The following is a 25,632-nucleotide window of genomic DNA, read 5'->3' on the forward strand; positions in this document are numbered from 1 at the left end:
CTGCTTAGGGCAGCAGGTCTTCTTCGCGTTTCCGGCCTAGGTGGTTGAAGAGCAGGTTCAGCACGAAGGCCAGTACTGCGGCGACGGTGATGGGGCTGCCGCAGATGGTTCGCAGCCAGGCGGGGAAGTGTTGGAAGAACACCGAGTTGCCGAAGCGGTCCAGGCCGAAGGCGGGCAGCAGTCCGACGCCGATCGCCACGGAGGCCACGAAACCGTTGTGATTGCCGGAAAAATCGACCTTCTTGAGCGTCTGCACGCCGACCACCGCGACCATCGCGAACATCACTACCGCGACGCCGCCGACTACTGGTTCCGGGATCGCGGCGATGAACGCGCCAATTTTCGGTACCAAGCCCATCACGACCAGCATGGCACCGGTGGTGGCGACTACCCAGCGGCTGCGGACGCCGGTCATTTGCACGAGTCCGACGTTCTGTGCGAACGCGGTGTCGGGGAAGGAGTTCATGAAGCCGCCGAAGATGGCGGACAGGCCGTCGGTGGCCAGGCCGCGGGAGAGGTCGGCGGGGGTGACTGGGCGGCCGGTGATCTCGCCTACCGCGATCAGGTCTGCGGTGGTTTCCGTGAACGAAACCAGCATGACCACGCACATGGACACCACTGCGGCGACCGGGAACGTCGGCGCTCCGAAGTGGAATGGCGAGGCCAGGCCGAACCAGCTCGCGTCGCTGACGCCGGAGAAGTGCGTGCGGCCTAGCGGGATCGCGATCAGGACACCGGCGAGGAGAGCGACCAGCGGGCCGATCTGGCCGAGGAAGCCGCGCAGGACTCGGGTGAACAGGACGACCAATGCGATCACCCCGAAGGCGAGCCCGAGGTTCGCCGGATCGCCGTAGGACGGGTCGCCGGTGTCGTGGCCGCCGATCATCGCTGTGCCGGGGCCGAGCAGGGAGATGCCGATGACCAGCAGCAGTGTCCCGGACACGAGCGGCGGGAAGAACCGGATCAGCGCGGCGAACGGCCGGGCGATCAGCAGGCCGAAGACGCCGGAGGCGATCATCGCGCCGTACACCGCGGTGATGCCGTACTGCGCGGCGATCAGGATCATCGGGTTGACCACGGTGAAGGTCGCGCCCGCGACCACCGGCAGCCGGACGCCGAACAGCCGCCCGATGCCGACCGACTGGACCAAAGTGGCCAGTCCGGCGACGAACAGGTCCGCGTTCACCAGCAGCGCGATCGACGCGTTGTCCAGGTGCAGCGCGCTGCCGATGACCAGCGGCACGGCGATGCAGCCGGTGTACATGATCGCCATGTGCTGCAGTCCGAGCAGGAGCAGCCGTCCGGCGGGAAGGCCCCGGTCGACCGGGTGCGCGGCGTTGGTCATGAGCGGCTCCTTCTGTGTGGTTCCGCCGGATTATCGCTGCACATACCACCGGTTTGTGTGTGACGATGCCAGCATGACTGCACGACCTCCGTTCCGTGCCGATCATGTCGGGAGCCTGCTGCGGCCGCCGGTGCTGCGCGAAGCGCGGCGCGACCACGCGGCGGGGGAGATCTCCGCCGAACAACTGCGAGCCGTCGAGGACGACGCGATCCGCGACGTCGTGAAGATGCAGAAGGCGGCCGGCCTGCACTCGGCGACCGACGGCGAGTTCCGCCGGTCCTCTTGGCACATGGACTTCATCTACCAGCTCGGCGGCGTCTCGCGCAGTGACGAGCGGCTGCACGTGAAATTCCACAATCTGGCAGGCGACCTGGAGTTCAGCCCGCCCGGCCTGCAGGTCGACGGCAAGGTGCGGCTCGACAATCCGATCTTCGCCGACCACTTCGAGTTCCTCAAGGCGCACACCGACCCGGGCATCACGCCGAAGCTGACCATCCCGTCGCCGAGCATGGTCTATCACCGCGGCGGCCGGGCGGCGGTGAGCGAGACCGTGTACCCGGAGCTGGACGAGTTCTTCGCCGACCTCAGCGCGGCGTACGCGGAGCAGCTGCGCGCGATGAGCGGGCTGGGCTGCACGTACCTGCAGCTGGACGACACCAGCCTGGCGTATCTCAACGACCCGAAGCAGCGCGAACTCGTCGCGCGCATGGGCGGCGACCCGGACACCATGCACCTGCGCAACATCTCGACGATCAACGCCGCGCTCGCCGGGAAACCGGACGACCTGACCGTGACGACGCACCTGTGCCGCGGCAATTTCCGCTCGTCGTGGGTGGCGTCCGGCAGCTACGAGTTCGTCGCCGAGGCGTTGTTCGGCGAGCTCGCGGTGGACGGGTTCTTCCTGGAGTACGACGACGAACGCTCGGGCGGCTTCGAGCCGCTGCGGTTCGTGCCGAAGGGAAAACGGGTCGTGCTCGGGCTCGTGACCAGCAAACGGCCGGAGCTGGAAGACGCGGACGCGCTGGTGCGGCGGATCGAGGAAGCGTCGCGGTACGTCGACATCGACCAGCTGTGCTTGTCGCCGCAATGCGGGTTCTCGTCCACTGAGGAGGGAAACGACCTGACCGCCGGTGAGCAGCTGCGGAAGCTGGAGCTGATCGTGGCGACGGCGGAGCGGGTCTGGGGCCGCTCGTGATCACCTGCGTCGTCGACTACGTGATCGACCCGGAGAAGATCGCGGACTTCGAACGGTTCGCCGCCGAGTGGATGCGGCTGGTGCGGCGCGAGGGCGGGGTGCACCACGGGTATTTCCTTCCCGCGGAAGGGGCCAGCGACGAGGCTCGGGCGTTGTTCAGCTTCGACAGCCTGGCCGCCTACGAGCGGTATCGGGAGCTGTTCGGAGTGGACCCCGAGTTCGTGGCCGCGGACCGGATCCGGGACGAGAGCGGCTGCGTGATCCGGTACCGGCGGACGTTCATGCGGCCCCTTTTGCCGGAGGATCAGCCGAGGTAACGCGACAGCTGGGCGGCCCCGTCCAGCATCGCGTGCGCCCGTGCGGTGAGCCGGGAACGCCAGGTGCGCAAGGCTTCTTCCAGCGGCGCGACCCCGCCCGCGTGCCGGACCTGCTCCAGCACCGCCGCGATCCGGGCGAGCGGGTAGCCGCCGCGGCGGAGTTGGTGCGCGAGGCGGGCGTCGCGGACCGCGGCCGGCGGGTAGCGGCGGTTTCCGGCTCGGTCCCGCTCCGGCTGGAGGATCCCGGCGGCCTCCCATTTCCGCAGCGTGGCGGGGTGCACGGACAGCTGGTGCGCGAGCGCGCCGATCGACGGCACGGTCTGGCGCACGTCCGGTTCCCGGGTCAGGTTCCGCAGCGCGTGCTCGACTTCGGTGAGGGTGCCGCGGTCGCGCAGCAGCTCGGCATGGCTCTCGTCGATCAGCTGGAACGCGGTGTCTTCCGAACGCTCGTTGAGCGCGCGGAGGATCGCTGCCGCGCGGGCGTGGCCGAAGCCGGAGCGCAGGGCGAGGAAGGCGCGCAATGCTTGGGCGTGCTGCTCGGTGTACGTCCGGTAGCCCTGCGGTCCGCGCTCGGCGGGCGGGAGGATGCCGTCCTCCTCGTAGTTGCGGACAGCCTGGGTCGACAAGCCGTGCTCGCGGGCGAGGTCCTTCGGCCGCATCTCGCCTCCGATTTGAGGGTTTCGGAGCCATTCAACCAGGTGTTTCGCGCAAAAGTGCCAACCGAGAGTTCAACGATACGGTCAAAGCAATGAAGACCCTTGACGACTTCCTCGCCCGCCGTTCGCCTACCCTGCTCGGGCTGGGCGAGCCCACGCACTGGACCGAGGCTTTCCCGTTGTTCCGCAACGAAATCTTCCAGCACCTGGTCCGCGAACACGGCTACCGGTCGATCGCGCTGGAGACCGACTGCCTGGCCGGACGCCTGGTCGACCGCTACGTGACCACCGGCGAAGGCGACCTCGACCAGGTGCTCGCCACCGGGTTCAGCCACGGTTTCGGAGCGTTCCCGTCGAACCGCGCGCTGGTCGAGTGGCTGCGTGACCACAACGCCGGCCGCGCGCCCGAAGATCAGGTCCGCTTCCACGGCTTCGACGCCCCGCTCGAGATGGCCAGCGCACCCAGCCCGCGCGCGGTGCTCACCGAACTGCATGGCTTCCTGTCCAAGCATCTTGACGACGTGCCGCACGACGTCGCGACCATCGAGCGGCTGGCCGGCGACGACGCGGCCTGGGCGGACGAAGCGGCGATGTGGGACGGGGCGAAGTCCAAAGGGGACAGTCCGGACGCGCGGGAGCTGCGGTTGGTCGCCGACGATCTCGCTGGCCACTTCGAACGGGCGCGTCCGGCGTTGCCGGAAGGCGGCGACCTGCTCGCCCGGACCGCGGTCGGGCTCTGCCGCTACCACTCGCTGATGGCCGACACCTCGCCGGAACGGCTGGGCCGGCTCGGGGCGCAGCGCGACGCGATGATGGCGGACAACCTGCTCGCGCTGCCGGGCACGTTCGTCTCCGCGCACAACCAGCACCTGCAGCGGCGCGCGGCGTCGATGATGGGTGCGCAGTGGTGGAGCGCGGGCTCGCACGTCGCGCACCGGCTCGGCGACCGGTATGTGTTCATTGCCACCGATTTCGGCTCGTCCGATGCGGTAGGGAACCCCGCGCCGGGGACGCTGCAGGCGTATCTCGCCGCGACGGTGCGGGACCGTGAACTGGTCGAAACCGCCGGAATCGACCCCGGGCTGCCCGCGCGGCCCGGTGACGGACGCGGGTATCTGCCGTTCGACGCGGTCGAAGCGGCGGACGCGATCGCGTTCCTGCACCGGGTGTGACGGCCGCTCCTCGACGATCTTGGCCGAGGTGTGCTCAGATGGAGCCCGAGATGTCGGGAGGAGCGAGATGAGCACCGAGACCGTTCTCGTCGTCGGCAGCGGGCAAAGCGGGTTCCAGGCCGCGGCGTCCTTGCGGGACAAGGGGTTCGCCGGCCGCGTGGTGTTGATCGGCGACGAGCCGGGGGTGCCGTATCAGCGACCGCCGCTTTCGAAGGCGTACCTGGCGGGCAGCGCGGGCGTCGAGCAACTGGTGCTGCGGCCGGAGGACTACTTCGCCGAAAAGGACATCGAGCTGGTCCGCGGCCGGGTCGCCGCGATCGACCGGGACGCGGCGAAAGTCCGGCTCGAGGACGGTGCGGAGCTGGGGTACGACCATTTGGTGCTGGCCACCGGCGCGCGCAACCGCGCGTTGCCGGTGCCCGGCGCCGACCTCGAAGGCGTCCTGACGCTGCGCACCCGCGCGGATGCCGACCGGCTGCGGGCTTCGCTGGACGCGGCGGGCGACGTCGTGGTGATCGGCGGCGGGTTCATCGGGCTGGAATTCGCTTCGCACGCCGGGCGTCCGGTCACCGTGGTGGAGGCTCAGGACCGGCTGCTCGCGCGGGTCGCGTCGCCGGAGATCTCGGAATTCTTCGCCGAACATCACCGCGCGGCTGGGCACACGTTGCTGCTGGGCGTCGGGGTCACCGCGCTGCACGGGGCCGGGCACGTGGAGTCGGTCGAACTCTCCGACGGGCGACGGCTGCCCGCGGACCTCGTGGTCGTCGCGGTCGGGGTGCTGCCGGAGACCGCGCTGGCCGAGGCGGCCGGGCTTGAGGTGCGCAACGGCGTCGTCGTGGACGAACACCTGCGCACTGCGGACCCGAAGATTTTCGCGATCGGCGACTGCGCGTGCTTCCCGTGCGTGCAGGCCGGTGCCGCGACGCGGTTGGAGTCCGTGCAGAACGCCGTTGACCAGGCCCGTTCGGTGGCCGCGGCGATCGCCGGGGAGCCCGCGCGGTACGACAGCCTGCCGTGGTTCTGGACCGACCAGACCGGCGCGAAACTGCAGATCGCGGGCATTCTCGGGGCCGCGGACCGGACCGTGGTCACCGGTGATCGGGCCGCCGGGAAGTTCTCCGTGTTGTCCTTCCGCGACGACGTGCTGATCGCCGTCGAATCGGTCAACCGCGCGCCGGACCACATCGCCGCGCGCCGGTTGTTCGCCGCGGACCCGCATCCGGCGTACGCGGATCTGGAAGCCAGTTCGTTTGATCTGAAAGCACACCTGAAGTCGCGCACCGCGGCTTGATCGGAGGTTCCGTTGCGCACGCAGGTCGCCGTGATCGGTGCCGGCCCGGCCGGGTTGCTGCTGTCGTATTTGCTGCACCAGGCGGGTATCGAGGCGGTGGTGCTCGAAGCCCGCGACCGCGAGTACGTGCGGCAACGCGTGCGCGCCGGAGTCTGCGAACAACCGACGGTCGACCTGCTCACCGAGATCGGCCTCGGCGGACGGCTGGCCGCGGAAGGCTTGCCGCACGAGGGTTTCTCGCTTCGGTTCGACGGTGCCGACCACCGGATCGCGCTCACCGAGCTGACCGGCAAGGCGATCACCGTGTACGGGCAGCAGGAGATCGTGAAGGACCTCGTGGACGCGCACGAGGCCGCGGAATTGCCGCTGCACTTTGAGGTTTCGGAAGTTTCTCTGTCCGCATTGGACACCTCGCGCCCGGTGGTGCGCTACCGGGATTCCGCTGGGGTTGTGCAAACCCTCGAATGCGATGCGGTGGCAGGCTGTGATGGCTTCCACGGAGTCTCCCGTCCGTCCATTCCGGACGGTGTGCTGACCACCTTCGAGCGGGAGTACCCGTTCGCCTGGCTCGGGGTGCTGGCGCAGACGCCGCCGTCGCACGAGGAGCTGATCTACACGCATCATCCCCGGGGATTTGCCTTGCACAGCATGCGGTCTCCGGACGTCACGCGGTTGTATCTGCAGGTGGCCCCCGGGGAGAACCTGGCGGCCTGGTCGGACGACCGGATCTGGACGGAACTGTCGACGCGCCTGGCGGTCGACGGGGAGTTCACCCTGCAGGAGGGGCCGATCCTGGACAAGGGCATCACGCCGATGCGCAGCTTCGTCACCGAACCCATGCGCCACGGCCGGCTGTTCCTGGCCGGCGACGCGGCGCACATCGTGCCGCCCACGGGAGCCAAGGGCATGAACCTGGCCGTCGCGGACGTGGTGGTGCTTTCGCGGGCTTTGGCTGCGTTGCTGCAAGGGGATTCGGCACTGGCGGAGTCCTATTCGGACACTTGCCTGCGCCGGGTGTGGCGAGCGGAGCACTTCTCGTGGTTCATGACGACGATGCTGCACGTGGACCCCGGGGCGGACGCTTTCGCCCGGCGGCTGCAGCTCTCGCAGCTGAGGTACACGGCTTCGTCCCGGGCGGCGGCGACGAGTTTGGCGGAGAACTACGTGGGGCTGCCGTTCGCTTGAGTCCGCTCACCTGGTCAACCCAGGGTTGACGCCCGGCAATCGTCAACCTACAGTTGACGCCATGACCGACTCAGTGAAACTCGACGACCTCATCAGCGCCATCAAGGCCAACAACGAGAAAGACGCCCTCGCCCAGCTCACCGACGCCGTCTACGTCGGCCAGCATCTCGGCGACGTCGCGGACCACCTGATCGGCCACTTCGTCGACCAGGCGCGGCGCAGCGGGGCCTCCTGGACCGACATCGGGGCCAGCATGGGGGTATCCAAACAGGCCGCCCAGAAGAGATTCGTTCCGAAGAGCGACGATTCCTCCGGCGGAATACAACGGATGTTCGGCCGCTACACCGACCGGGCGCGGCACGTCATCGTCGCCGCTCAGCAGGCGGCCATCGACCACAAGAACCCCGAAATCGACACCGTTCACCTGCTGCTCGGCCTGCTTTCCGAACCCGACGCGCTCGCGGCGGGCACCATTGCCGCGCAGGGGATCACTCTCGACGCGGTGAAGGAAGCGGCCGAGGCGAGGCTGCCGGAGCCGGTCGACGACGCGCCGGATCCGGTGCCGTTCGCGGCCGCCGGCAAGAAGACCCTCGAACTCACTCTGCGCGAGGGGCTGCGGCTCGGCCACAACTACATCGGCACCGAGCACATTCTCCTCGCCTTGCTGGAACAGGGCGAGGGCGCGGGCTACGAAGTCCTTGCCGCACTGGGGGTCGACAAGGACCGGGCCGAAATGAAGATCAAGGAGTTCCTCGCGGAAATTCTCAGCACGTTGCAGAAATGATCGCGGTCGCGCTCGCGGTGTTGTTCGTCTTGACCCTCATCTAGCGAAGAAGGGCTCTCCCCAGACCGGGGAGAGCCCTTCCGTCGCAAACAAAAATCAGGCGTCGACCTCGGACTGGTCCCCGGCCCACAGCGTGTGGAACGAGCCGGGGCGGTCCACGCGCCGGTAGGTGTGCGCGCCGAAGAAGTCGCGCTGGCCCTGCACCAGCGCGGCCGGCAGCCGGTCCGCGCGCAGGCCGTCGTAGTACGCCAGGGCGGTCGAGAAGCCGGGCGTCGGGATGCCGAGCCGGACCGCCGTCGAGATGACCGAACGCCACGAGTCCTGCGCGTTTTCGACCGCCGCGCGGAAGTCGCCGGACGTGAGCAGCGTCGGGAGGCCCGGCTCGGCGGCGTAGGCGGAGGTGATGTCGTTCAGGAACTTCGCCCGGATGATGCAGCCGCCGCGCCAGATCGAGGCGACGCGGCCCAGGTCGATGTCCCAGCCGTACTCCGCGGCGCCGGCCTGGATCTGGTTGAAGCCCTGTGCGTACGCGACCACCTTCGACGCGTACAGCGCCTGCTCGACGTCGTCCGCGAAGGTCTCCAGCGCGGACCCGGTGAGCGGCGTGCGCGTCGGGCCGCCCAGGCCGCGCGCGGCCGAACGCAAGCCGGTGGACCCGGACAGCGAACGCGCGAACACGGCTTCCGCGATGCCGCTGATCGGCACGCCGAGGTCGAGGCCGATCTGCACGGTCCAGCGGCCGGTGCCCTTCTGCTCCGCCGCGTCCTCGACCACGTCGACGAACGGTTTGCCGGACGCGCCGTCGACGTGCTTGAGCACCTGCGCGGTGATCTCGATCAAGTACGAATCGAGCCGCCCGGTGTTCCAGGTGCCGAACACGTCGGCGATCTCCGCCGGCGAGTAGCCGGCCGCGCCGCGCAGCAGGTCGAACGACTCGGCGATCAGCTGCATGTCGGCGTACTCGATGCCGTTGTGCACCATTTTGACGAAGTGCCCGGCCCCGTCCGCGCCGACGTGCGTGCAGCACGGTTCGCCGTCGACCTTCGCCGAGATGTCCTCGAACAGCGGCCCGAGCGACTCGTAGGACTCCTTCGACCCGCCGGGCATGATGCTCGGCCCGTGCAGCGCGCCTTCCTCGCCGCCGGACACGCCGGTGCCGACGAAGTGCAGGCCGCGTTCGCGCAGCGCCTGCTCGCGGCGGCGGGTGTCCGCGAAGTGCGCGTTGCCCGCGTCGACGATCACGTCGCCGGGCTCCAGCAGCGGCGCGAACTCCTCGATGACGGCGTCGGTCGGGCCGCCCGCCTTCACCATGATCACGATCTGCCGCGGCCGCTCCAGCGCGTCGACGAACTCCTGCGCGGTGTACGCCGGGATGAAGTCGCCTTCGTCGCCGAACTGCTCGACGAGCGAGCGGGTGCGCTCCTCGGAGCGGTTGTGCAGGGCGACCGTGTGCCCGTGCCGGGCCAGGTTCCGCGCCAGGTTGCGGCCCATGACCGCGAGGCCGGTGACCCCGATGCTCGCCTTCTTGCTCATCCGAAACCTTTCCGAAAACCTCTGCCGGATTCCGAGCCTAGCCACAAAACCGGTGCTCACGAGAAGCAGCGGATCGGGCCCCCGTTCCAGGCCAGCATGTCCTTCAGCGGAGCCGCCAGATCGAGTGGCGCACCCCACCCTTCGCCGTCGAGTTCCGCGTACGCCCGGTGCAGGTTCCCGGCGAGGCGCTCCTGCTCGGTCAGCTCGGCGAACCGGCCGAGGTCGGTCGCCTTCGCCTGTTCTAGCGGCGAGCGCCCGGCCGCCTTGCCGGTTTCCGCCGCGCGCTGGACCAGCTCCAGGTAGTCGTCGACCGCGTCCACCGTTTCGAGCCCGCACACCGGGCCGTGCCCGGGCAGGATGACCGCCGGGTCGAGTTCGCGGATCAGGTTCAGCGCGGCCCGCCAGCCCGCCACCGACCCCATCAGCGCGAACGGGCTGCCGCCGTTGAACACCAGGTCGCCCGCGTAGAGCAGGCGCTGTTCGGGCAGCCAGACCAGGACGTCGTTGGTGGTGTGCGCGGCGTGGCCGGGGTGGATGAGGTCGATCCGGGTCTGTCCGGCGTAGAGGGTGACCGTGTCGTCGAAGACCAGGTCGGGCACGCGCAGTTCGAGCTTGCCCCAGTCGCTGTCGGTGAAGACTCCCTCGTACCGCTGGATTCCGTCGGCCAGCAGGGTCTCGCGGGTCTTGCGGTGGCCGACGACGGTGGCGCCGCCGACCAGGTAGTTGCCGTTGGTGTGGTCGCCGTGGTGATGCGTGTTGACGAGCGTCGTGACCGGGCCGACGGTGTCGCCGACGGCCGAGAGCAGCGCACGCGTGCGCCGCTCGGTCGCGCATGTGTCGATAAGCACAGCGTGCCCGTCGGCATCGACGAAGCCGCAGTTGTTGATGAACCAGGAACCGTCGGGCTGGACGTAGCCGAACGCGCCGTCTGCCAGCTGTTTGACGCTCGCCGCGCCGGGGGATCGATCGATCACGCCGCCACTATGCCGTCCCGGGCGGCGCAGTGGTGGACCGGCGGATCAGCTGTGCCCGGAAGTCTCCTCTTAATCCGAATGGAGTAGCCGGGATGTCCGCGGCGCCCGGAATCCACTGCTCCGGCAGGGTGACATGCCGGGTGACTGGCGTTCTGGCGCATTTCCTGAAACGCTGCCGGGTGTCATCATCGAACTCCGTTGGGTCGCAGTGGCCTGGGTGGTTCGTAGTTCGCGGTCCGGCGGAAAGCCCGTCGGCAGTAGTGGTCCAGGAGAGCAAGGGGAGATGGCGAGCACCGTCACCTCGCGCCGCAAGCAGCTCGGCAATGAGCTCAGGCATGCTCGAAACGCCGCGAAGATGACGCAGCAGCAAGTCGCCGAGGTACTCGGCTGCACCCAGGGCAAGGTCAACAAGATCGAGTCCGGTGCGGTGGGGGTCAAGCTCGGAGATGTGCGGACCATGCTGAACGCGTTCGGGATCAACGGCGAAGAGGCCGACACTCTGATGAACCTGGCCCGGGCCGCGGCCGGGCAGCGCGGCCATTGGTCGGGCTACCGGTCGGTGGTGCCGCACTGGTTCCGCACCTTCACCGACCTCGAGCCGGCCGCCGCGGAGATCCTCACCTGGCACGGCGAGCGCGTGCCGGGGCCGCTGCAGTCCGAGCACTACATGCTCAAGCAGTTCACCGAGGCGGGAGCCACCGACGTCACGTCGCTCGTGCGCAACCGGCTCGACCGCAAGGCGGTGTTCGACCAGCAGCAGCCGCCGTACTACCGGTTCATCATCAGCGAGGGCGCGCTGCGCCGCGCGCCCGGCGGGTTCGCGCCCGCGGTGATGCTGGACCAGGTCGAGCACCTGCTCGCGCTCGACCGGCACCCGCGCGTCTACGTGCACGTCCTGCCGTTCAGCGCGAAGCTCGCCGCGGTGCCCAACGACTTCACGATCATGCGGTTCCCGGACCGCACGCGCGACTTCGTCTACATCGAACACTCCGCGGGCGGGCTGTACCTCGACGACGTGAAGGACTTCAACATCTTCGTGGACTCGTGGGACCGGCTGCGCGGCGCTGCCTTGGAGCGCGGCGAGACGCGGCAGTTCCTCAAGGAGCTGGCGGAAAGCTACCGCTCGCAGATGATGTGACGAGTGCTTCGAGCACCGGCACGGCGGCCTCGGCGGCGGGCAGGGCGTTGATCTCCGCCTGTACGCGCTGCGCGGCCGCGCGGTAGCTGGGATCGGCGAGCATCGCCGCGGCCGCCTGGCAGATTTCGTCCGGAGTGGACGTTTCCGGGTCGAGCGCGCGGCCCACGTTCAGCGCGACGCAGCGCCGGGCGTTGCCGGGCTGGTCCGCGCCCATCGGGAAGAGCAGCGACGGCAGACCGTGCGAGAGCGCGCCGATCACGCTGCCGGACCCGGCGTGCGAGATCATCAAATCGAGGCGAGGCAACAGTTCGGCCTGCGGGACGAACCGTTCCACCCGGACGTGCGCGGGTTGCGGCCCAAACTCGGCGGGGTCGATCTGGGTGCCGACGGTGGCGGTCACCTCGGCGTCCAATCGGCCTAGCCCGGCGAGCGTGCGCTCGATCAGGTCGCCGGACTCGAGGTTGAAGTTGGTGCCGAGAGTGAAGTACACGTGCGGTTTCCCGGCGGGCCGGCGCGGCGCGACCGGATCTCCTTGGCGGAACGAGAAAGTGCCCGGCGGCAGCGGCGCGCTGGGGTCGCGAAAGGACGGCGGGAGCGGCGAAAGCACCTGGCCGCGGGTCAGCATTTCCAGCTCCGGGTCGTCCGGCAGACCGTGCGCGGCGCGGGCCTCGGCGAGCGGCTCGGCGAGGAGTTCCTTGCGCAGCAACGTTCCCGCGGCGAGCACCAGTACGGTCGCGCACGGCAGGCCCAGCACCTCGGCGGCGAGCGCGGCGGAGAAGTCGACCTCGTCCCGGACGATCAGGTCCGGCCGCCATTCCCGGGCCAGCTCCAGCAGCACCGGCACGTGTTCGCGCGTCGCGCGGCGGGCGAACAGCTCCCGGATTTCCCAGTCGTCGCGCGCCGGATCGACCGGCGGCATCGGCTGCCGTGTCGCCTCGACTTCGCGGGGCTCGTTCACCGCGAAGGTCGTGAACCCGGCTTTGGCCAGCGCCGGTACGTGCGAACCGCCGCCCGCGACGGCTACGGTGTGCCCGTGCGCGGCAAGCGCTCGCGCGACCGGCGCCATCGGATCGAAGTGCCCGCGACCGCCGACGAACGAGAAGAGAATGCGCATCCACCGCAACCTAGTAGCCCGGACGTACCGAAGTCGTGGCATTTTCGGGCGGTTGCCGGGGGCGGCGGCACGCGGCCGCGGCGAGTGGGCAGACTGGTACCCGCACGGAAGGGGAAGCTGATGACTCAGGCACCGGATCCGGAAGCCCCGGAGGGCGTCGACCTCGATCGGCCGAACGCGGCGCGGATTTACGACTGGTTCCTCGGCGGCACCGCGAACTGGGCGATCGACCGCGAGTTCGGCGAACGGGCGGTCCAGACCTTTCCGATGATCAAGACCATCGCCAGGGCGGGCCGCGAGTTCCTCGGCCGCGGCGTGCGGTACATGGCCGAACAGGGGATCGACCAGTTCCTCGACATCGGGTCCGGCGTGCCCACGGTCGGCAACGTGCACGAGATCGCCACGTCGGTGAACCCGAACGCGCGCTGTGTCTATGTCGACAACGAACCGGTGGCCGTCGCGCATTCGCAGGTCCTGCTGGAACGCGAGGGCGTCGCCGACCGGCACGCGGTCCTGCAGGGCGACCTGCGCGACCCAGCCGACATCTGGCCGCGCGCGCTCGACACCGGCGTCCTCGACCCGAAGCGCCCGATCGGCCTGATCATGGTCGGGGTGCTGTACTTCATCGGCCGCGACGAACCGGCACTGGAGATCGTGCAGAAGTATCTGTCGCTGCTGCCGTCCGGCTCGTACTTCCTGTCCTCGCACCTGACCGACGACGGCGTGCCGACCAGCGACGGCGAAAGCCGCGACGCGATCCACAAGCAGTACCAGCAGTCGAGCACGCCGTTCCACTTCCGCTCGCGGGCGGAGTTCGCGGAGTTCTTCTCCGGGCTCGAACTGGTGGAGCCGGGCATCTCGTGGGTCTCGGCCTGGCACCCGGAAGCGGGCGAATCGAGCGCGGGCGACCGGATGGCGGACGATCCCTCGTTCAGCGGCGGGATTTGCGCTCTGGGGCGCAAGCCCTGACGGGCCGGAGCCGGCCGGCTCCGGCCCCGGGGGGTCATCCGTTGAGCTGGGCTTGGAAGATCGCGCGATTGAAGTAGGCGCGGGCCTCGCTGATCAGGCCGTCCTCGCCCAGGTCGTAGACGTTGATGCCGGACCAGTTGACCGGAACCCCGCTGCCGGTGACGGCCGCGCCGCTCCAGGAAACGGCGACCGATCGGCCGACGGCGTGCGCCTCGCGCGGGGTGAGGCCGAGGAACGGGCTGAAGTTCGGCAGCACCGACGCGATGAACTCGCGAATCGCGGCGCGGCCGACGATCGGCGGCTCGCCGACCGGGTCGTGGAAGACGCCGTCGGCGGCGAACGCGCCGGCCCAGGCGTCCGCGTCTCCGGATTGGGACGCGGTGAAGAACTGCGTGACCGCAGGGGGCATCGCGAGCATGGGAATCTCCTTGGTGCTCAGGCGGAATTTCGGTCGGAACGGCGTGCGGCGGGCAGGACGGCGAGACCGGCCACGGCGAGGATCCCTTGCAGTGCGCAGACTCCAAGCCAGCCGAACGTGCTGTAGCAGGCCACGGCCAGCGCCGCGCACAGTGCGCCGCTGAGGAAAACCGCGACCATGTAGACGGTGTTGGCGCGGCTGCGCGCGTCGGGGAGCCGGGCGAAAATGCGGGCCTGGTTGGCGATCTGGCTCCATTGCACGGCGATATTGACCGCGACGATCGCCGCGACCAGGAACGCGAGCCAGACCTGGCCGAGCGCGTAGGCGCCGGCTGAGCCCAACGTCAGCAGCAGTGCCGCGGCGACGATCGGCAACGCGCCGCGCCGGTCGATGTACCGGCCCGCCCACGGCGCGGCGAACGCGCCCGCCAGTCCCAGCAGACCGAACAATCCGGCGGTCGCGGTGCTGAAGCGGTACGGATCGTGGGTGAGCACCAGTACCAGCGAGGTCCAGGTGGCGTTGTACGCGCCGAACAGGCACGCGTGCAGCAGACAGGACTGCCGCAGGACAGGTTCGCCGCGCAGCAAGCGAGGCAGCGACGCCAGCAACTGCCCATACCCGACGGCGTTCGCCCGGACGGGTTCGCGCGGCACCAGCGCGACGGTCGCCAGGCCCGACGCCGCGGTCAGCACGGCCGCGAGCAGATACACCGCACGCCAGCCGACCGCTTCGCCGACCGCGCCGCCGAGCACCCGGGATCCGATGATCCCGGTCATCAGCCCGATCTGGACCCCGGCCACTGCCGAAGCTCGCTTCTCCGGCGGGGCCAATTCCGCGGCCAGCGGGATCAATACCTGCGGGAGCACGGTGAACCCGCCGACGAGCGCCGCGGCCGCCGCTACCAGCGACAGGCTCGGCGCGGCCGCCGCGAGCAGCAGGGCGGCGACCGTCCCGGCGAGCAGTGCGCTCAGCAGCGGACGCCTGCGGCGCACGTCGCCGAGCGGCACCAGGAACAGGATCCCCGCCGCGTAGCCGAATTGCGCGCACGTCACCACCAGCCCGGCCGAGGACGCTCCGCCGCCGAACTCCCTCGCGAACAACGTGAGCAGCGGCTGCGCCAGGTACACGTTCGCGACGGCCGCGCCGCTGCACACCGCCATCGCCCCGAACAGCAACGGCCGGGCGAGCGGCGGGCTTTCCGCCGTGGTCATCAGCGTCCTCCCAATCGATCGAACTAGTTGGTTCGGTCAGTTAAGGGGAGACGGGCGAGGGTTGTCAAACGAACTGGTTCGTTACCCTGGTCGCATGGCCTACGACTCAGCCGCGACCAAGGACCGCATCCTCGCCGCCGCGTCGGCCGAATTCGCCGCGTACGGGGTGGCCGGTGCCAGGGTCGACCGCATCGCGGGCGCTGCCGAAGCCAACAAGCGGGCGATTTACGACTACTTCGGCGACAAGAAGGCGTTGTTCGCGGCCGTGCTGGAACGGCTGATGACCGAACTGGCCGAAGCTGTCCCGCCCGCGGAGGGCGCGGACCTCGGCGCGTATGCGGGAGCCCTGTTCGACTATCACCGCGCCCACCCCGAGGCGCTGCGATTGCTGTTGTGGGAAGCGCTGGAGATGGGCGACGAACCGGTGCCCGAGGAAGCGGCCCGGACCCGGCATTACCTGGACAAGGTCGCGGCCGCGGAAACCGCGCTCGCGGGCGGTGGCGAGGATCCGAAGGCGTTGCTGTTCTTCACGATGGGGCTCGTCGGCTGGAGTCTGTCGATGCCGCAGCTGCGCCGCATGGTGCTAGGGGAGGACTACTCGCTGGACCAGCTCGGCGCTCAGGTCTCGGCGGCGGTCCAGGCGATGGCCGGGAAGGCTCGCGACCGGTCCGCGTCCTCGGAATGAGCGGGTTTTGGTCCAGACCTCTGAGGTGGTCTGGACCGGGGCGGGGCGGTCCGGACACGAAAACGCTCCCCGGCAAAGAAGTTCCGGGGAGCGTGGACGATGCGGGCGGCGGCTCAGCCGAGCCCGTGGAGCAGCGGTACTCGTGTCTCGCGACGGTGGGTGGCGTGGACGGGGTCCGCTTGGCGCGGAGCCGGTACTTCGATTTCGGTGTCCACGACCATCGGGCTGCGCAGCGGGGCCTGGATCAGGCTGAACCCGAACCGGTTGCGCAATTCGTGATTGATCCCACGCCGGCCGCGAGTGTGTTCGTCCTCACGGCGGAAAAGCGTGGTGAGCCGTACGGCCATGGGATCACACCCCCAGTTCGGATAACGGGAACCGGCGCGGGTCGGCGCCGGCCGGATCGGGGTGGTTCGCGCTCGGCGGGTCAACGCCGGGCACCAGGGAAACCGCTCCGTTGCGGCGTCTCCGCAGGGTCGTCGCAGCACCTGGACCAGCGCCGATTCCGGCGAGGCTCGCGGATGGGATCGCCGGTCCGAACGGGTCGGCTCGCATCCGCACTCCTCCCGATCTCTCGCGGCTGTTCCGCCGCCCGGGCCGGGTGCCCGGGCCGGTGCTGCCGGTGTTGGGCTGAATGTCGCAAGCCATTCACCCACCACTGACGCCCCGATCGCTGCGATTAATCCTACTCCTGGAATAATCTTCATGTCGAGATCGGGGCGAGTTGATCACCCGCTTGGCCCTGCGGTTTGCTCCGTAGTGACGCAAAGAAGCCGGGGACGTGCACCAGACCGCACGCCCTGCACAAGGCTCGGAGGTGGACGACCCATGGCGGATTATCCGTCGCCCCAGGATTACGACCCGGACACGGCGGAGTCGCTGTTCGCGGCCGCGGCCTGGGCGAAGTCGTTCGCGAGCGAACCCAACGGCGGAAACTGTGTCGAGGTCAACCTCTCCCGTCCCGGCCTGATCGGCGTGCGCGACACCAAGCTCGCGGCGAGCCCGGTGCTGGTGTTCGACCGCGGCGAGTGGGACGCCTTCCTCGTCGCGGTCAAGGCGGGCCAGTTCGACCTGCCGCCGAGCGAGTAGTCCACCACGACGAGGTCTCGGCTGAGAGCGATTCGCAAACAGTCACTCGATCGGGTGGAGCGTGGATCGGACCTGGTCACCGTGAGTGCCGGGCGGTGTGGGCTCAATGTCGGTTTGGCGAGGGTCGCCAGCTGAGTAGGTTGAGCGGCCCGACCTCGCGGAGCGCGCCATGACCCCACTCCACTACCTCCCCGCCGGCGAAGCACTGCGCCTCTTCCGGACCCGGCAGCTCTCGCCGGTGGAGTTGATGCGCGCGGTCGTGGAACGGGCGGAGCGGGTCGAGCCGGACGTCAACGCGTTCGCCGAGCAGTTGTTCGAGCAGGCGCTGCGGGCGGCGGCCGTCGCGGAGAAGCGGTACGCGCCCGGCGGCCAGCCGAGGCCGCTGGAAGGACTGCCCATCGCGGCGAAGGAAGAACAGCCGCTGGCCGGGCACTCGGTCACCGACGGCACCCTCCTGCGCCCGCCCCGGATCGCGCGGGAAACGGCGATCGGGCTCAGCCGGATCCAGGCGGCCGGCGGGATTCTGCACGCGCGCACGACGACGTCCGAGTTCTGCTGCATGCCGCTGTCCCACACGCGGCGCTGGGGAATCACGCGCAACCCGTGGAATCTCCAGACCGCGGCGGGCGGCTCGTCCGGCGGTTCGGGTGCGGCGCTGGCGGCCGGAACCGCCTTCCTCGCCACCGGGTCGGACATCGGCGGTTCGCTTCGCGCGCCCGCGTCCTTCACCGGCGTTGTCGGGTTCAAGCCGCCGCACGGCCGGAATCCGGTCCTCCCGCCCGCCGGATTGGATACTTACTACCACCACGGCCCGATGGCCCGGACCGTCGCCGATTGCGCGCTGCTGCAGAACGTCATGGCGGGCGAGGACCCGCGTGACCCACACTCCCGGCTTCCGTCGGCGCCGATCGAGTTGGGCGACGTGCGCGGGCTCCGCGTCGCGTGTTGCCCGGTGCCGGGTGATTTCCCGGTGGCCGCGGAGGTCGCCGTCAATACCCGCGCCGTCGCGCACGCGCTGGCGTCCGCCGGTGCGGTGGTGACCGAGATCGAGATCGACTGGACGCTCGACATGGTCAAACAGGCCCTCTGGGCGCACTTCGGGACCGGCCTGGCCGCCGAAGTCCTGGAGCTGGACCGGCGGAACCCGGGCGTGATTACCCCGTACTGCCAGGCTTTCGCGCGCAAGGGCGTCGAGAACATTGTGGACGCGGAAACCGGCCGCGCGGTCGAAGCGGCGATCCTTGACCGCCTCGACGCGGTGTTCGCGCGCTTCGACGCACTCATCGTGCCGACGCTCGGTGCCACCGCTTTCGCCGCCGGGGAGGATTACCTTTCTGCGCAGGTCATGGTCGATGGCATTGCGCTGGAACACTTTTCGGACGCTTCGCTCACCCCGGCATTCAATGTCGGCAGCGAACATCCGGTGCTCGCCGTGCCGTCCGGGTGGGCGAGCAATGGCGTGCCGACCGGGGTCCAGGTGGTCGCGGGCAAGTACGCCGACCGCACGGCGTTCCGGGTCGGCGCGGCGATCGAGCAGACGGTGGGTGCGGGTTTCTCGCGAATTTCGTTAACTGGCCAGGAATTCCCGAAGATGCGCGACGACCTGTGAGGGTTGTTCCTCGGGCAGGAAGTGTCCGCAGTCTTCGAGGCCGATGCCGGTGACGTGGTCCGCGTAGTCGCGCCAGATGTCGAGCGTGGGCAGGTTGCCGAGCAGGCCGGCCTTGCCCCACATCGCCAGTACCGGCTGGGTGAGGCGTTTCCCGGCGGCGTAATCCGCGTTGTCCAGTTCGGCGTCGTCCGGGAATGAGGCGCGGTAGTCGTCGAAACCGGCTCGGAGCGCGCCGGGTGCTTCGAAGGCGCGCACGTATTCGGCGATGTCCTCGGCGGGCAGGCCTTGGCGTTGGAAGGTCCAGTGTTCGAAGAAGTATCCGAGGTAGGCGGCGACGTTTTGGCCCGCCAGCAGCTCCGGCAGGTCTGGCTGGAGGTGGAAAAGCCAGTGCCAGTACGCCTTTCCGAGGTCTTTGTCGAGGCGACGCCACATCTCGCGGGTCGGCGCGATGTCCAGTACGGCCAGGCGTTCGACCTGGTCCGGACGGTCGAGTGCCCACCGGTGCGCGACCCGTCCGCCGCGGTCGTGCCCCGCCACCGCGACCCGGTCGAACCCGAGCTGCTCGGCCAGTTTCGCGACGTCGGCGGCCATCGTGCGCTTGTCGTAGCCAGTGCGGGGTTTGTCGGTGCGCCCGTATCCGCGCAGGTCAGGCGCGATCACGGTGTACTCCTCGGCCAACGGTCCGGCGACGCGGCGCCAGCAGTGCGAGGTCTGCGGCCAGCCGTGCAGGAGGAACAGCGGCGGACCGTCGCCGCCCCGGAGGTAATGCATGCGCAGGTCGCCTACCTGGGCCATGGCTGCTTCTAACCGGCTCATGGGGTTAGACGGTAGCGCGCGTTCTCACCGGTTTCAATGGTTAGAATGGGCGGCATGGAGTGGGTGTTCGACGGCGGACGGCCGTGTCTGCACCTGGTGAATACGCTGCGCTCCCGGCATCTCCCCGAGGGCATAGAGCTGCTGACCGGCCCGGACGCGCTGGCGGAATGGCTTGAGCTGGCCGGGTTCGGCCGCCTGCCAGTGACCGTTGCCCAGCTGGAGTCGGCGAAGGAGCTTCGCGAGGCGGTGAACCGGTTGCTCACCGCAAAGCCGATGGTCGCCGACGTCCGGTTGGTCAACGACGCGCTCGCCGCCGCCCCGAAACCGGACCGGCTGGTGGTGAAGCACGGGATCCTGCAGCGGGAAGTACCTGCTCCGGCAGACCCGGTGGCGACGGCGTTCGCCGTGCTGGCCGCCGACGCCGTCGACCTCGCCACCGGCACGGAAGATATCCGCATCTGCTCGGCCCACGACTGCGGCTTGCGGTTTGTCGACACATCGCCCCGCCGGACCCGCCAGTGGTGCTCGATGTCCCGCTGCGGCAACCGGGTGAAAGCCCGGGCACATTACGAGCGGACGAAGAACCGTTAAGCCCACGGGTGCGCGCGCAGTCCCCCGTTCAGCTTGCCGATCGCCCCCTGGGGCGGTGAGCACGGACTCTCCACAAGTCGAAGTCACTGTGGACAACCCGCCCGAAGTGAGCCGGGTTGTCGGTGAGGGCGGATAGACTGGACAAGGGCCGTCCCCCGGAGGAGGGCGGGGCTGCGCTGGCGGGTCGGGGCGAAGGGGCGCGTCCGGCATGCGGATCAGGAACATCTGTGCGCTTGAGTGTCCTCTTTGGACCTGAGCCCGCTGACAAGTGGGAGAACGGGTTCCGGACCGAGTCGATGGTCTCGAGCAGTGTGCGGATCGTCTCGTTCGGAACCTGGCGATTATCTCCCGGTAGTACCGCTCGAATTCCGGGCCAGGTCGGCGGCGGATCGCGTTCGCGCACGCCGAGGATCTGCATCTGCGTGTGGTGCTCGTCAAGCTCCGAAGTGGACATTGGGTGGCTCAATAACCGTTGTGCGGCAACGGGAGTCATCGCCAACGCCGCGTGCACCCATGCGTATGCACCAGGGCCGAGCGGGTTGTATCGGCGGTTCCGGTGAACGATCAGTGCAGTTTCCGCAACCGCGCGGCCTCGACTTGCGTGCCTTGTCTCGCCGCACGCGTAGATCGACAGCGGAGCGACGGTGCGCATAAAGCGGGCGGTAGTCCGAATGATCCCGTACCCCGGCCGCGACGACCGGATGCGCGACCTGCAGCACGAGCACCTTCCCAGCGAGCCGCCGAGATACCGCCAAGCCGCGGCGGGGCCGGGTCAGCCTCGCGCGCCGTGCAGCAGCATCATCAGCGGTTCGGCGGCCGGAACGTCCGTGCCGGTCGCGAGCCGACGCAATTGCAGTCCGGCGATCAGCGCGACCACCGGTCCGGCTACCCGTTCCGGGTCCGGTATGCCGAGTGCGGTGAGGATCGTGATGGCCAATTCGTCGTACGCCGCAAAGCATTTCGCCGACGCTTCGTGCAAGCCGGGGTCGCGTGCGGCTTGCAGATACAGCTCATGCGGCGTGAGGTCGTCCGTGCCGAACGGCAATTGCCCGATCACGTGCACCTGTCCGGCGAGCAGCGCGCCGCGGAAGTCGCCGAGATACCGCCAAGCCGCGGTACCTCGAACGACCGGCGGGGCCGGGTCAGCCTCGCGCGCCGTGCAGCAGCATCATCAACGGCTCGGCGGCCGGAACGTCCGTGCCGGTGGCCAGCCGACGCAATTGCAGTCCGGCGATCAGCGCGACCACCGGTCCGGCTACCCGTTCCGGGTCCGGCAGGCCGAGTGCGGTGAGGATCGTGATGGCCAATTCGTCATACGCCGCAAAGCATTTCGCCGATGCTTCGTGCAAGCCAGGGTCGCGTGCGGCTTGCAGATACAGCTCGTGCGGCGCGAGTTCGTCCGTGCCGAACGGCAATTGCCTGATCACGTGCTCTACGACGGTCGCCGCTTGTTCGAGGCTCAGCCCCTGTTCCCGGTACGCCTCGACGATTCCCGCCAGTTTCGCCGTTTCCTCCTCGGCGAACAGCAGCATCGCCTCGCGCAACAGCTCGGTCTGGCTCGGGAAGTGATACGTCAGCGTGCCGAGCGAAACGCCGGCCGCGGCGACGATGCGTCGGTTGGTGAGGCCGCCGACGCCCTGTTCGCCGACCACTTTGAGGGTGGCCCGGAGGATCGCGTCGCGAGTGGTCACCACCCCGGCTCGGGGCGTCGGTCCGGCCATCGCAGCACCTCTTCCAGTTGCGCGGCAACGGAAATCAGCCGCTCCTCGGAATGCGACGGGCCGAGCAGCTGGGTGCCGAGCGGCAGCCCGTCCGCGGTCAGTCCGGCAGGCACGTTCAGCCCGGGCCAGCCCAGCACGTTCCACGGCCAAGCGTACGGGCACGCGGCGATCATCGTCTGATCGGTCTGCCAGCCGGAAAGCCCGTCGAACGACCCGATCGCGGGCGGCGGGGTCGCGGTGGTCGGCGTGAGCAGGACGTCGATGTCGCCGAACACCCCGCCGATCCGGCGGCGCAGCACGGGTTCCACCGCACGGGCGAGTTTCAGCGCGGGACCGGCGAGGAGGCCGCCTTGCTGGGCGTTGCTGCGAGTGCGCGGGTCCAGCGCGGACGGTTCCGGCACGCGCCGGGTCCAATCCCGCACGCCGGTCAGCGATCGCGGCAGGAAGGTGAGGCCGATCAGTCCGTACCCGGGTTCGACTGGCACGATCTCGTGTCCCAGTCCGGCGAGCGTTTCGGCGGTTTGCCGCACCGCCGCCTCGACGACTGGGTCGAGCCTGGTTTTCGTGGCGGTGAAGGGAATCCGGGTGGACAGGCCGATGCGCAGCCGTCCGGGTTCGCGTCGCGCGGCGGTCTGGAACGCGGTGCCGGTGCCCGCGGTGACGTCGAGCAGGGCGGCCGCGTCGGCGACCGTCCGGGCGAGCGGGCCGAGCACGGTGAGGCCGTGGAACAGTTCACCGTCGGTCGGGATCCGGCCGCGCTGGGTTTTGATCCCGACTAGCCCGGTCCACGCCGCCGGGATGCGCACCGAACCGGCCCCGTCCGACCCGAGCGCGGCGGCCACGATCCCGGCCGCCACCGCCGCGGCCGATCCGCCGGACGACCCGCCCGGCGTGTGCGCGGGCTGCCACGGATTGCGCGTCGCGCCGAAGGCCGGTCCCTCGGTGAACGGCCATTGGCCCAGCTCAGGCGTGTTGGTTTTGCCGATGATGACCGCGCCGGCCTGCTTGAGCCGCGCGACCGCGGGCGCGTCCGCCGTCGCCGCCGGGAACTCGCCGGGACAGCCGAACGCGGTGGGCAGACCGGTGATATCGACGTCGTCCTTGATCGCCACCGGCACGCCGAGCAGCGGTGCGCGATCCCCGGCCGCGCGACGCCGGTCAGCCTCCGCGGCCTCGGCGAGCGCCGCTTCGTCGCGCAGCACCCGGAACGCGTTGAGCACCGGCTGGCTCGCGTGCGCCCGCTTGAGCGCGAGTTCGGTGAGCTGCCCGGCCGTGACCTCGCCGGAGTCGAGCGCGGCGGCCTGGTCGGCAAGGGTCGGGAACTCTGTGGTCGCGGAAGGCATCGGCGGCTCCCCGTTCTCTCGTTCGCTCGAACGAACGTATCACGGCGACGGCCGGGAAAGCACCCTTGACCACGGCAGACGAAGTTCGGGCATGCTCGGGGGCGTGATCGATGACTTCGCGAAGGAGTACCTGCACAGCGACCTGAAAGAGGTCCGGCAGGTGATGCTGCGGAAGCTCGACGGGCTGTCCGAGTACGCCGTTCGCCGCCCGCTGACGTCGACCGGCACCAACCTTCTCGGCCTGGTCAAGCACCTGGCGGTGGCCGAGGCCCGGTACTTCGGCGAGGTGTTCGGCCGCCCGTTTCCCGAGCCGGTCCCGCGGTGGGACGACCTCGAACAGCGCGGCCGTGACCTGTGGGCGACCGAGCACGAAAGCCGCGAGGAAATCATCAGCCGCTATCAACGCGCCTGCGCGCATTCCGACGCGACCATCACCGCTCTCGCCATCGATTCGCCGGGGCACGTGCCCTGGTGGCCACGTCCGGACGTGCTGCTGTTCAACGTCCTCGTCCACCTGCTGACCGAGACCAACCGGCATGCCGGGCACGCTGACATCCTGCGCGAACAGCTGGACGGCGCGGTCGAAATGGACCTCGCCGCGCACGGCCGGGACGCGGCCTTCTGGCAGGCCCGGCGAGCCGAAATCGAGCGGGCCGCCAAAGCCGCGGACGCGACCACAGCTGGGTAGCGCCACCTAAACTGCACGTCACCAGCCCGGCCAGCGCACGGAGGATCGATGACGTTCGACTTCGCCCGGTTCCCCTCCTTCGACGGCTTTCCGCGCGCCGGTCTCCACCACGGGCCGACGCCGCTGGTCCCGGCACCGCGGCTGGGCGAAGCACTCGGCATCCCCCGGCTGCTGCTCAAGCGCGACGACGTCCATCCGCTCGGCGTCGGCGGCAACAAGCTGCGCAAACTCGACTTCCACCTCGGCGCGGCGCTCTCCGAAGGAGCCGACACCGTGCTCACCTTCGGCGCGGTACAGACCAACCACGGCCGCCAGACCGCCGCAGCATGCGCGAAGCTCGGGTTGCGCTGCGAGTTGGTGTTGACCGCAGCGGTACCGCGGTCGGGCGACGCGTACGAGCGGTCCGGGAATGTCCCCCTCGACCACCTCTTCGGCGCGCGGGTGCACATCTGTGCGTCCGATGTGGAAGCGTCCGCGACCTACGAGCGACTGCTTGCCGAGGCAGCGGACGAGGGCCGGAAAATCAGGACGGTCCCCGTCGGTGGGTCCGACCCACTCGGCGTTCTCGGCTATGTGGATGCCACCCGCGAGCTGGCTGCCCAGCTGGTGGAGCTGGGGCTGGACCACGCCCGGATCGTCGGTCCGCACGCCAGCGGGGCCACGGCGGCCGGACTCGCGCTCGGCACGGAGCTGCTCGGGTCGCTGGACCTGGACATCGCCTGTGTCAGCCATCCGCTGAATGAGGCTGTGGACAACTTGGCTCACCTCACCGCCGGGGCCGCGGAGCTGCTTGGGTTCGACCCGCCGAAGCTGGAGCACGTCTGGCTCAACGACACGACGATCGGCGAGGGCTACGGCATTCCGGCGTCGGGAACCTGGGAAGCGATCCGGTTGTTCGGCCGCACGGAAGGCGTGGTGCTCGACCCGGTCTACACCGGAAAAGCCGCCGCCGCCCTGGTGGAATGGGCGGCGGCGGGCCGGTATTCGCCCGAGGAGACCGTCGTGTTCGTGCACACCGGCGGACTTCCCGGACTGTTCGGTTACGCGCCCGAATTCATGGCCGAGGCGCAGAAGTAACGAGCACCGCGGCGCGAGCGGTTTCGGTTCGCACCGCGATCCGCAGCAGGACCAGCAGCAGGGCGACGTTCGCGATCAGCGTGAGCCGCTGCGTCGCGCCCACCGGCAGCACCTCGGTGAGCGCGTGGAACGGCGGCACCCCGGCTTCGTCGAGGCGGACGAACAGGAAACTCACCGCGAAAAGGCCGACCGCGGCGAGGCCGAACTTCAGCCAGCGCACCACGAACACGCGCTCCGCCGTGCCGCGCAACGGTTCCAGCAGCGTGATCGCCGCGCCGGGGAGGCTCGCGAACGCGATCAGGCACGAGTACAGGTGGATGTCGCCGCTGATCGGATTCGGGCTTTGCGGGTAACTGGCCGGAAAAACCGCGGCGACCGCGAGCCCGAGCGCCCACAGCATGAGCAAAGCCTTGGTGCTGAACGTCATCGGCACGCCACCGGCGACCAGCGCGCCGAGCACCGCGAGAGATCCGACGGCCACCGACAGCACGCTCGCCCCGAGCATGCCCTCCCCGCGATCGGTGATCGTGTAGCTCGAAAGCGTGTCGTAGATCGGATCGTGCGAGCTGATGATGTGCAGCACAGTGATCGTGAACAGCCCCCAGGCGATCGCAGCGAGCGCCGTCAAGCGCCATCCCCGGACGCCTCGTGAGTTCCCCATGTAGCCAGATTGGCGGTTCCGCGGCGTTTCGTGATCAGGGAAAACCCCTG

The 25,632-nt window shown here is 69.4% G+C and carries 28 protein-coding genes; 14 read left to right on the top strand and 14 right to left on the bottom strand.

The window, feature by feature from the left end; all coding sequences use genetic code 11:
• Positions 1–4 precede the first annotated feature (4 nt).
• Positions 5–1,345: a nucleobase:cation symporter-2 family protein gene (locus CU254_RS00685; protein ID WP_009071802.1), complete on the bottom strand. Its 1,341-nt coding sequence runs from the start codon at positions 1,343–1,345 to the stop codon at positions 5–7.
• A gap of 73 nt (positions 1,346–1,418) precedes the next feature.
• On the opposite strand from CU254_RS00685, the gene CU254_RS00690 reads away from it, so the two are divergent.
• Together CU254_RS00690 and CU254_RS00695 are read left to right on the top strand one after the other, a co-directional pair.
• Positions 1,419–2,540 carry a 5-methyltetrahydropteroyltriglutamate--homocysteine S-methyltransferase gene (locus tag CU254_RS00690; RefSeq protein ID WP_009071804.1) on the top strand — a complete coding sequence of 374 codons (1,122 nt, stop codon included), beginning with the start codon at positions 1,419–1,421 and terminating at the stop codon, positions 2,538–2,540.
• Positions 2,537–2,857: an NIPSNAP family protein gene (locus CU254_RS00695; protein ID WP_009071806.1), complete on the top strand. Its 321-nt coding sequence runs from the start codon at positions 2,537–2,539 to the stop codon at positions 2,855–2,857. The genes CU254_RS00690 and CU254_RS00695 overlap by 4 nt, the downstream gene beginning before the upstream one ends.
• On the opposite strand, the gene CU254_RS00700 is transcribed toward CU254_RS00695, so the two are convergent.
• Positions 2,845–3,516: a MerR family transcriptional regulator gene (locus CU254_RS00700; RefSeq protein ID WP_009071809.1), complete on the bottom strand. Its 672-nt coding sequence runs from the start codon at positions 3,514–3,516 to the stop codon at positions 2,845–2,847. The two genes, CU254_RS00695 and CU254_RS00700, sit on opposite strands and share 13 nt — an antisense overlap.
• A gap of 89 nt (positions 3,517–3,605) precedes the next feature.
• Here CU254_RS00700 and CU254_RS00705 point away from each other — a divergent pair, with 89 nt between their 5' ends.
• The 4 genes from CU254_RS00705 to CU254_RS00720 all read left to right on the top strand — a co-directional run bounded on the left by CU254_RS00705 (position 3,606) and on the right by CU254_RS00720 (position 7,945).
• Positions 3,606–4,685, top strand: a complete 1,080-nt coding sequence (locus CU254_RS00705) for an erythromycin esterase family protein (protein WP_009071812.1) — start codon at positions 3,606–3,608, stop codon at positions 4,683–4,685.
• Positions 4,686–4,752: 67 nt separating this feature from the next.
• Positions 4,753–5,976: an NAD(P)/FAD-dependent oxidoreductase gene (locus CU254_RS00710; protein WP_009071815.1), complete on the top strand. Its 1,224-nt coding sequence runs from the start codon at positions 4,753–4,755 to the stop codon at positions 5,974–5,976.
• Positions 5,977–5,988: 12 nt separating this feature from the next.
• A complete protein-coding gene (locus CU254_RS00715; RefSeq protein WP_009071816.1) occupies positions 5,989–7,161 on the top strand; it encodes a 4-hydroxybenzoate 3-monooxygenase in 1,173 nt (390 codons plus the stop codon).
• 61 nt (positions 7,162–7,222) lie between these two features.
• Positions 7,223–7,945, top strand: coding sequence for a Clp protease N-terminal domain-containing protein (locus CU254_RS00720; protein ID WP_037712132.1), 723 nt, complete (start codon positions 7,223–7,225; stop codon positions 7,943–7,945).
• Positions 7,946–8,041: 96 nt separating this feature from the next.
• Here CU254_RS00720 and gndA read toward each other — a convergent pair whose 3' ends face one another.
• The gene (gene gndA / locus CU254_RS00725) at positions 8,042–9,478 is read right to left on the bottom strand and encodes an NADP-dependent phosphogluconate dehydrogenase (protein ID WP_009071820.1); all 1,437 of its coding nucleotides are present in this window, start codon (positions 9,476–9,478) and stop codon (positions 8,042–8,044) included.
• A 56-nt stretch (positions 9,479–9,534) separates the two neighbouring features.
• Positions 9,535–10,452, bottom strand: a complete 918-nt coding sequence (locus CU254_RS00730) for an MBL fold metallo-hydrolase (protein WP_009071821.1) — start codon at positions 10,450–10,452, stop codon at positions 9,535–9,537.
• A 283-nt stretch (positions 10,453–10,735) separates the two neighbouring features.
• Between CU254_RS00730 and CU254_RS00735 the strand changes: the two genes are divergently transcribed.
• Positions 10,736–11,590 (top strand): helix-turn-helix transcriptional regulator, encoded by an 855-nt coding sequence (locus CU254_RS00735; RefSeq protein WP_037712135.1) that lies wholly within the window; start codon positions 10,736–10,738, stop codon positions 11,588–11,590.
• Here the strand turns inward: CU254_RS00735 and CU254_RS00740 are convergent.
• Positions 11,550–12,704, bottom strand: a complete 1,155-nt coding sequence (locus CU254_RS00740; RefSeq protein WP_037712139.1) for a glycosyltransferase — start codon at positions 12,702–12,704, stop codon at positions 11,550–11,552. The genes CU254_RS00735 and CU254_RS00740 overlap by 41 nt on opposite strands.
• Positions 12,705–12,824: 120 nt before the next feature.
• Here CU254_RS00740 and CU254_RS00745 point away from each other — a divergent pair, with 120 nt between their 5' ends.
• Positions 12,825–13,673, top strand: a complete 849-nt coding sequence (locus CU254_RS00745; RefSeq protein WP_009071827.1) for an SAM-dependent methyltransferase — start codon at positions 12,825–12,827, stop codon at positions 13,671–13,673.
• A gap of 34 nt (positions 13,674–13,707) precedes the next feature.
• On the opposite strand, the gene CU254_RS42850 is transcribed toward CU254_RS00745, so the two are convergent.
• Both CU254_RS42850 and CU254_RS00755 read right to left on the bottom strand, forming a co-directional pair.
• On the bottom strand, positions 13,708–14,091 hold the full coding sequence (locus tag CU254_RS42850; RefSeq protein WP_009071830.1) for a nuclear transport factor 2 family protein: 384 nt from the start codon (positions 14,089–14,091) through the stop codon (positions 13,708–13,710).
• 17 nt (positions 14,092–14,108) lie between these two features.
• Entirely contained in the window at positions 14,109–15,302 is a 1,194-nt protein-coding gene (locus CU254_RS00755) for an MFS transporter (protein WP_050788100.1), read from the bottom strand.
• Between the two features lie 94 nt (positions 15,303–15,396).
• Between CU254_RS00755 and CU254_RS00760 the strand changes: the two genes are divergently transcribed.
• A complete protein-coding gene (locus CU254_RS00760; RefSeq protein WP_037712141.1) occupies positions 15,397–15,987 on the top strand; it encodes a TetR family transcriptional regulator in 591 nt (196 codons plus the stop codon).
• 113 nt (positions 15,988–16,100) lie between these two features.
• Here CU254_RS00760 and CU254_RS00765 read toward each other — a convergent pair whose 3' ends face one another.
• On the bottom strand, positions 16,101–16,334 hold the full coding sequence (locus CU254_RS00765; protein ID WP_009071836.1) for a hypothetical protein: 234 nt from the start codon (positions 16,332–16,334) through the stop codon (positions 16,101–16,103).
• Between the two features lie 481 nt (positions 16,335–16,815).
• Here CU254_RS00765 and CU254_RS00770 point away from each other — a divergent pair, with 481 nt between their 5' ends.
• Together CU254_RS00770 and CU254_RS00775 are read left to right on the top strand one after the other, a co-directional pair.
• Positions 16,816–17,076: a DUF397 domain-containing protein gene (locus CU254_RS00770; protein ID WP_037712143.1), complete on the top strand. Its 261-nt coding sequence runs from the start codon at positions 16,816–16,818 to the stop codon at positions 17,074–17,076.
• Positions 17,077–17,245: 169 nt separating this feature from the next.
• Complete coding sequence (locus tag CU254_RS00775) at positions 17,246–18,685, top strand: amidase (protein ID WP_009071842.1); 1,440 nt, start codon at positions 17,246–17,248, stop codon at positions 18,683–18,685.
• Here CU254_RS00775 and CU254_RS00780 read toward each other — a convergent pair.
• Positions 18,644–19,501, bottom strand: a complete 858-nt coding sequence (locus CU254_RS00780) for an alpha/beta fold hydrolase (protein WP_009071844.1) — start codon at positions 19,499–19,501, stop codon at positions 18,644–18,646. The genes CU254_RS00775 and CU254_RS00780 overlap by 42 nt on opposite strands.
• A 54-nt stretch (positions 19,502–19,555) precedes the next feature.
• Here CU254_RS00780 and CU254_RS00785 point away from each other — a divergent pair, with 54 nt between their 5' ends.
• Positions 19,556–20,092, top strand: a complete 537-nt coding sequence (locus CU254_RS00785) for an ABATE domain-containing protein (protein WP_199785740.1) — start codon at positions 19,556–19,558, stop codon at positions 20,090–20,092.
• Positions 20,093–20,120: 28 nt separating this feature from the next.
• Here CU254_RS00785 and CU254_RS00790 read toward each other — a convergent pair whose 3' ends face one another.
• The 4 genes from CU254_RS00790 to CU254_RS00805 form a co-directional block, all read right to left on the bottom strand.
• Positions 20,121–20,744: an oxygenase MpaB family protein gene (locus CU254_RS00790; protein WP_199785741.1), complete on the bottom strand. Its 624-nt coding sequence runs from the start codon at positions 20,742–20,744 to the stop codon at positions 20,121–20,123.
• A 120-nt stretch (positions 20,745–20,864) separates the two neighbouring features.
• Positions 20,865–21,149: a hypothetical protein gene (locus CU254_RS00795; RefSeq protein ID WP_234392796.1), complete on the bottom strand. Its 285-nt coding sequence runs from the start codon at positions 21,147–21,149 to the stop codon at positions 20,865–20,867.
• A gap of 85 nt (positions 21,150–21,234) precedes the next feature.
• Entirely contained in the window at positions 21,235–21,813 is a 579-nt protein-coding gene (locus CU254_RS00800; RefSeq protein ID WP_009071849.1) for a TetR/AcrR family transcriptional regulator, read from the bottom strand.
• On the bottom strand, positions 21,780–23,156 hold the full coding sequence (locus CU254_RS00805) for an amidase (RefSeq protein ID WP_009071851.1): 1,377 nt from the start codon (positions 23,154–23,156) through the stop codon (positions 21,780–21,782). Before CU254_RS00805 ends, CU254_RS00800 begins: the two co-directional genes overlap by 34 nt.
• Before the next feature lie 91 nt (positions 23,157–23,247).
• On the opposite strand from CU254_RS00805, the gene CU254_RS00810 reads away from it, so the two are divergent.
• Both CU254_RS00810 and CU254_RS00815 read left to right on the top strand, forming a co-directional pair.
• A complete protein-coding gene (locus tag CU254_RS00810; RefSeq protein ID WP_009071852.1) occupies positions 23,248–23,844 on the top strand; it encodes a DinB family protein in 597 nt (198 codons plus the stop codon).
• 48 nt (positions 23,845–23,892) lie between these two features.
• Complete coding sequence (locus tag CU254_RS00815) at positions 23,893–24,921, top strand: D-cysteine desulfhydrase family protein (protein WP_009071854.1); 1,029 nt, start codon at positions 23,893–23,895, stop codon at positions 24,919–24,921.
• Here the strand turns inward: CU254_RS00815 and CU254_RS00820 are convergent.
• On the bottom strand, positions 24,899–25,549 hold the full coding sequence (locus tag CU254_RS00820; protein ID WP_199785742.1) for a DUF998 domain-containing protein: 651 nt from the start codon (positions 25,547–25,549) through the stop codon (positions 24,899–24,901). The genes CU254_RS00815 and CU254_RS00820 overlap by 23 nt on opposite strands.
• Positions 25,550–25,632: the final 83 nt, after the last annotated feature.

The organism is Amycolatopsis sp. AA4, from assembly GCF_002796545.1.
Taxonomy (GTDB): domain Bacteria; phylum Actinomycetota; class Actinomycetes; order Mycobacteriales; family Pseudonocardiaceae; genus Amycolatopsis.

What these genes read in the sequence shown, in the direction of transcription:
- gndA (WP_009071820.1), bottom strand. Translation starts at nt 9,478, where the DNA reads ATGAGCAAGAAGGCGAGCATCGGGGTCACCGGCCTCGCGGTCATGGGC.
- CU254_RS00745 (WP_009071827.1), top strand. Translation starts at nt 12,825, where the DNA reads ATGACTCAGGCACCGGATCCGGAAGCCCCGGAGGGCGTCGACCTCGAT.
- CU254_RS00755 (WP_050788100.1), bottom strand. Translation starts at nt 15,302, where the DNA reads ATGACCACGGCGGAAAGCCCGCCGCTCGCCCGGCCGTTGCTGTTCGGG.
- CU254_RS00710 (WP_009071815.1), top strand. Translation starts at nt 4,753, where the DNA reads ATGAGCACCGAGACCGTTCTCGTCGTCGGCAGCGGGCAAAGCGGGTTC.
- CU254_RS00700 (WP_009071809.1), bottom strand. Translation starts at nt 3,516, where the DNA reads ATGCGGCCGAAGGACCTCGCCCGCGAGCACGGCTTGTCGACCCAGGCT.
- CU254_RS00805 (WP_009071851.1), bottom strand. Translation starts at nt 23,156, where the DNA reads ATGCCTTCCGCGACCACAGAGTTCCCGACCCTTGCCGACCAGGCCGCC.
- CU254_RS42850 (WP_009071830.1), bottom strand. Translation starts at nt 14,091, where the DNA reads ATGCTCGCGATGCCCCCTGCGGTCACGCAGTTCTTCACCGCGTCCCAA.
- CU254_RS00800 (WP_009071849.1), bottom strand. Translation starts at nt 21,813, where the DNA reads ATGGCCGGACCGACGCCCCGAGCCGGGGTGGTGACCACTCGCGACGCG.
- CU254_RS00740 (WP_037712139.1), bottom strand. Translation starts at nt 12,704, where the DNA reads ATGCGCATTCTCTTCTCGTTCGTCGGCGGTCGCGGGCACTTCGATCCG.
- CU254_RS00785 (WP_199785740.1), top strand. Translation starts at nt 19,556, where the DNA reads ATGGAGTGGGTGTTCGACGGCGGACGGCCGTGTCTGCACCTGGTGAAT.
- CU254_RS00685 (WP_009071802.1), bottom strand. Translation starts at nt 1,345, where the DNA reads ATGACCAACGCCGCGCACCCGGTCGACCGGGGCCTTCCCGCCGGACGG.
- CU254_RS00765 (WP_009071836.1), bottom strand. Translation starts at nt 16,334, where the DNA reads ATGGCCGTACGGCTCACCACGCTTTTCCGCCGTGAGGACGAACACACT.
- CU254_RS00735 (WP_037712135.1), top strand. Translation starts at nt 10,736, where the DNA reads ATGGCGAGCACCGTCACCTCGCGCCGCAAGCAGCTCGGCAATGAGCTC.
- CU254_RS00760 (WP_037712141.1), top strand. Translation starts at nt 15,397, where the DNA reads ATGGCCTACGACTCAGCCGCGACCAAGGACCGCATCCTCGCCGCCGCG.
- CU254_RS00775 (WP_009071842.1), top strand. Translation starts at nt 17,246, where the DNA reads ATGACCCCACTCCACTACCTCCCCGCCGGCGAAGCACTGCGCCTCTTC.
- CU254_RS00720 (WP_037712132.1), top strand. Translation starts at nt 7,223, where the DNA reads ATGACCGACTCAGTGAAACTCGACGACCTCATCAGCGCCATCAAGGCC.
- CU254_RS00790 (WP_199785741.1), bottom strand. Translation starts at nt 20,744, where the DNA reads ATGCGCACCGTCGCTCCGCTGTCGATCTACGCGTGCGGCGAGACAAGG.
- CU254_RS00690 (WP_009071804.1), top strand. Translation starts at nt 1,419, where the DNA reads ATGACTGCACGACCTCCGTTCCGTGCCGATCATGTCGGGAGCCTGCTG.
- CU254_RS00810 (WP_009071852.1), top strand. Translation starts at nt 23,248, where the DNA reads ATGCTCGGGGGCGTGATCGATGACTTCGCGAAGGAGTACCTGCACAGC.
- CU254_RS00780 (WP_009071844.1), bottom strand. Translation starts at nt 19,501, where the DNA reads ATGAGCCGGTTAGAAGCAGCCATGGCCCAGGTAGGCGACCTGCGCATG.
- CU254_RS00770 (WP_037712143.1), top strand. Translation starts at nt 16,816, where the DNA reads ATGGCGGATTATCCGTCGCCCCAGGATTACGACCCGGACACGGCGGAG.
- CU254_RS00815 (WP_009071854.1), top strand. Translation starts at nt 23,893, where the DNA reads ATGACGTTCGACTTCGCCCGGTTCCCCTCCTTCGACGGCTTTCCGCGC.
- CU254_RS00705 (WP_009071812.1), top strand. Translation starts at nt 3,606, where the DNA reads ATGAAGACCCTTGACGACTTCCTCGCCCGCCGTTCGCCTACCCTGCTC.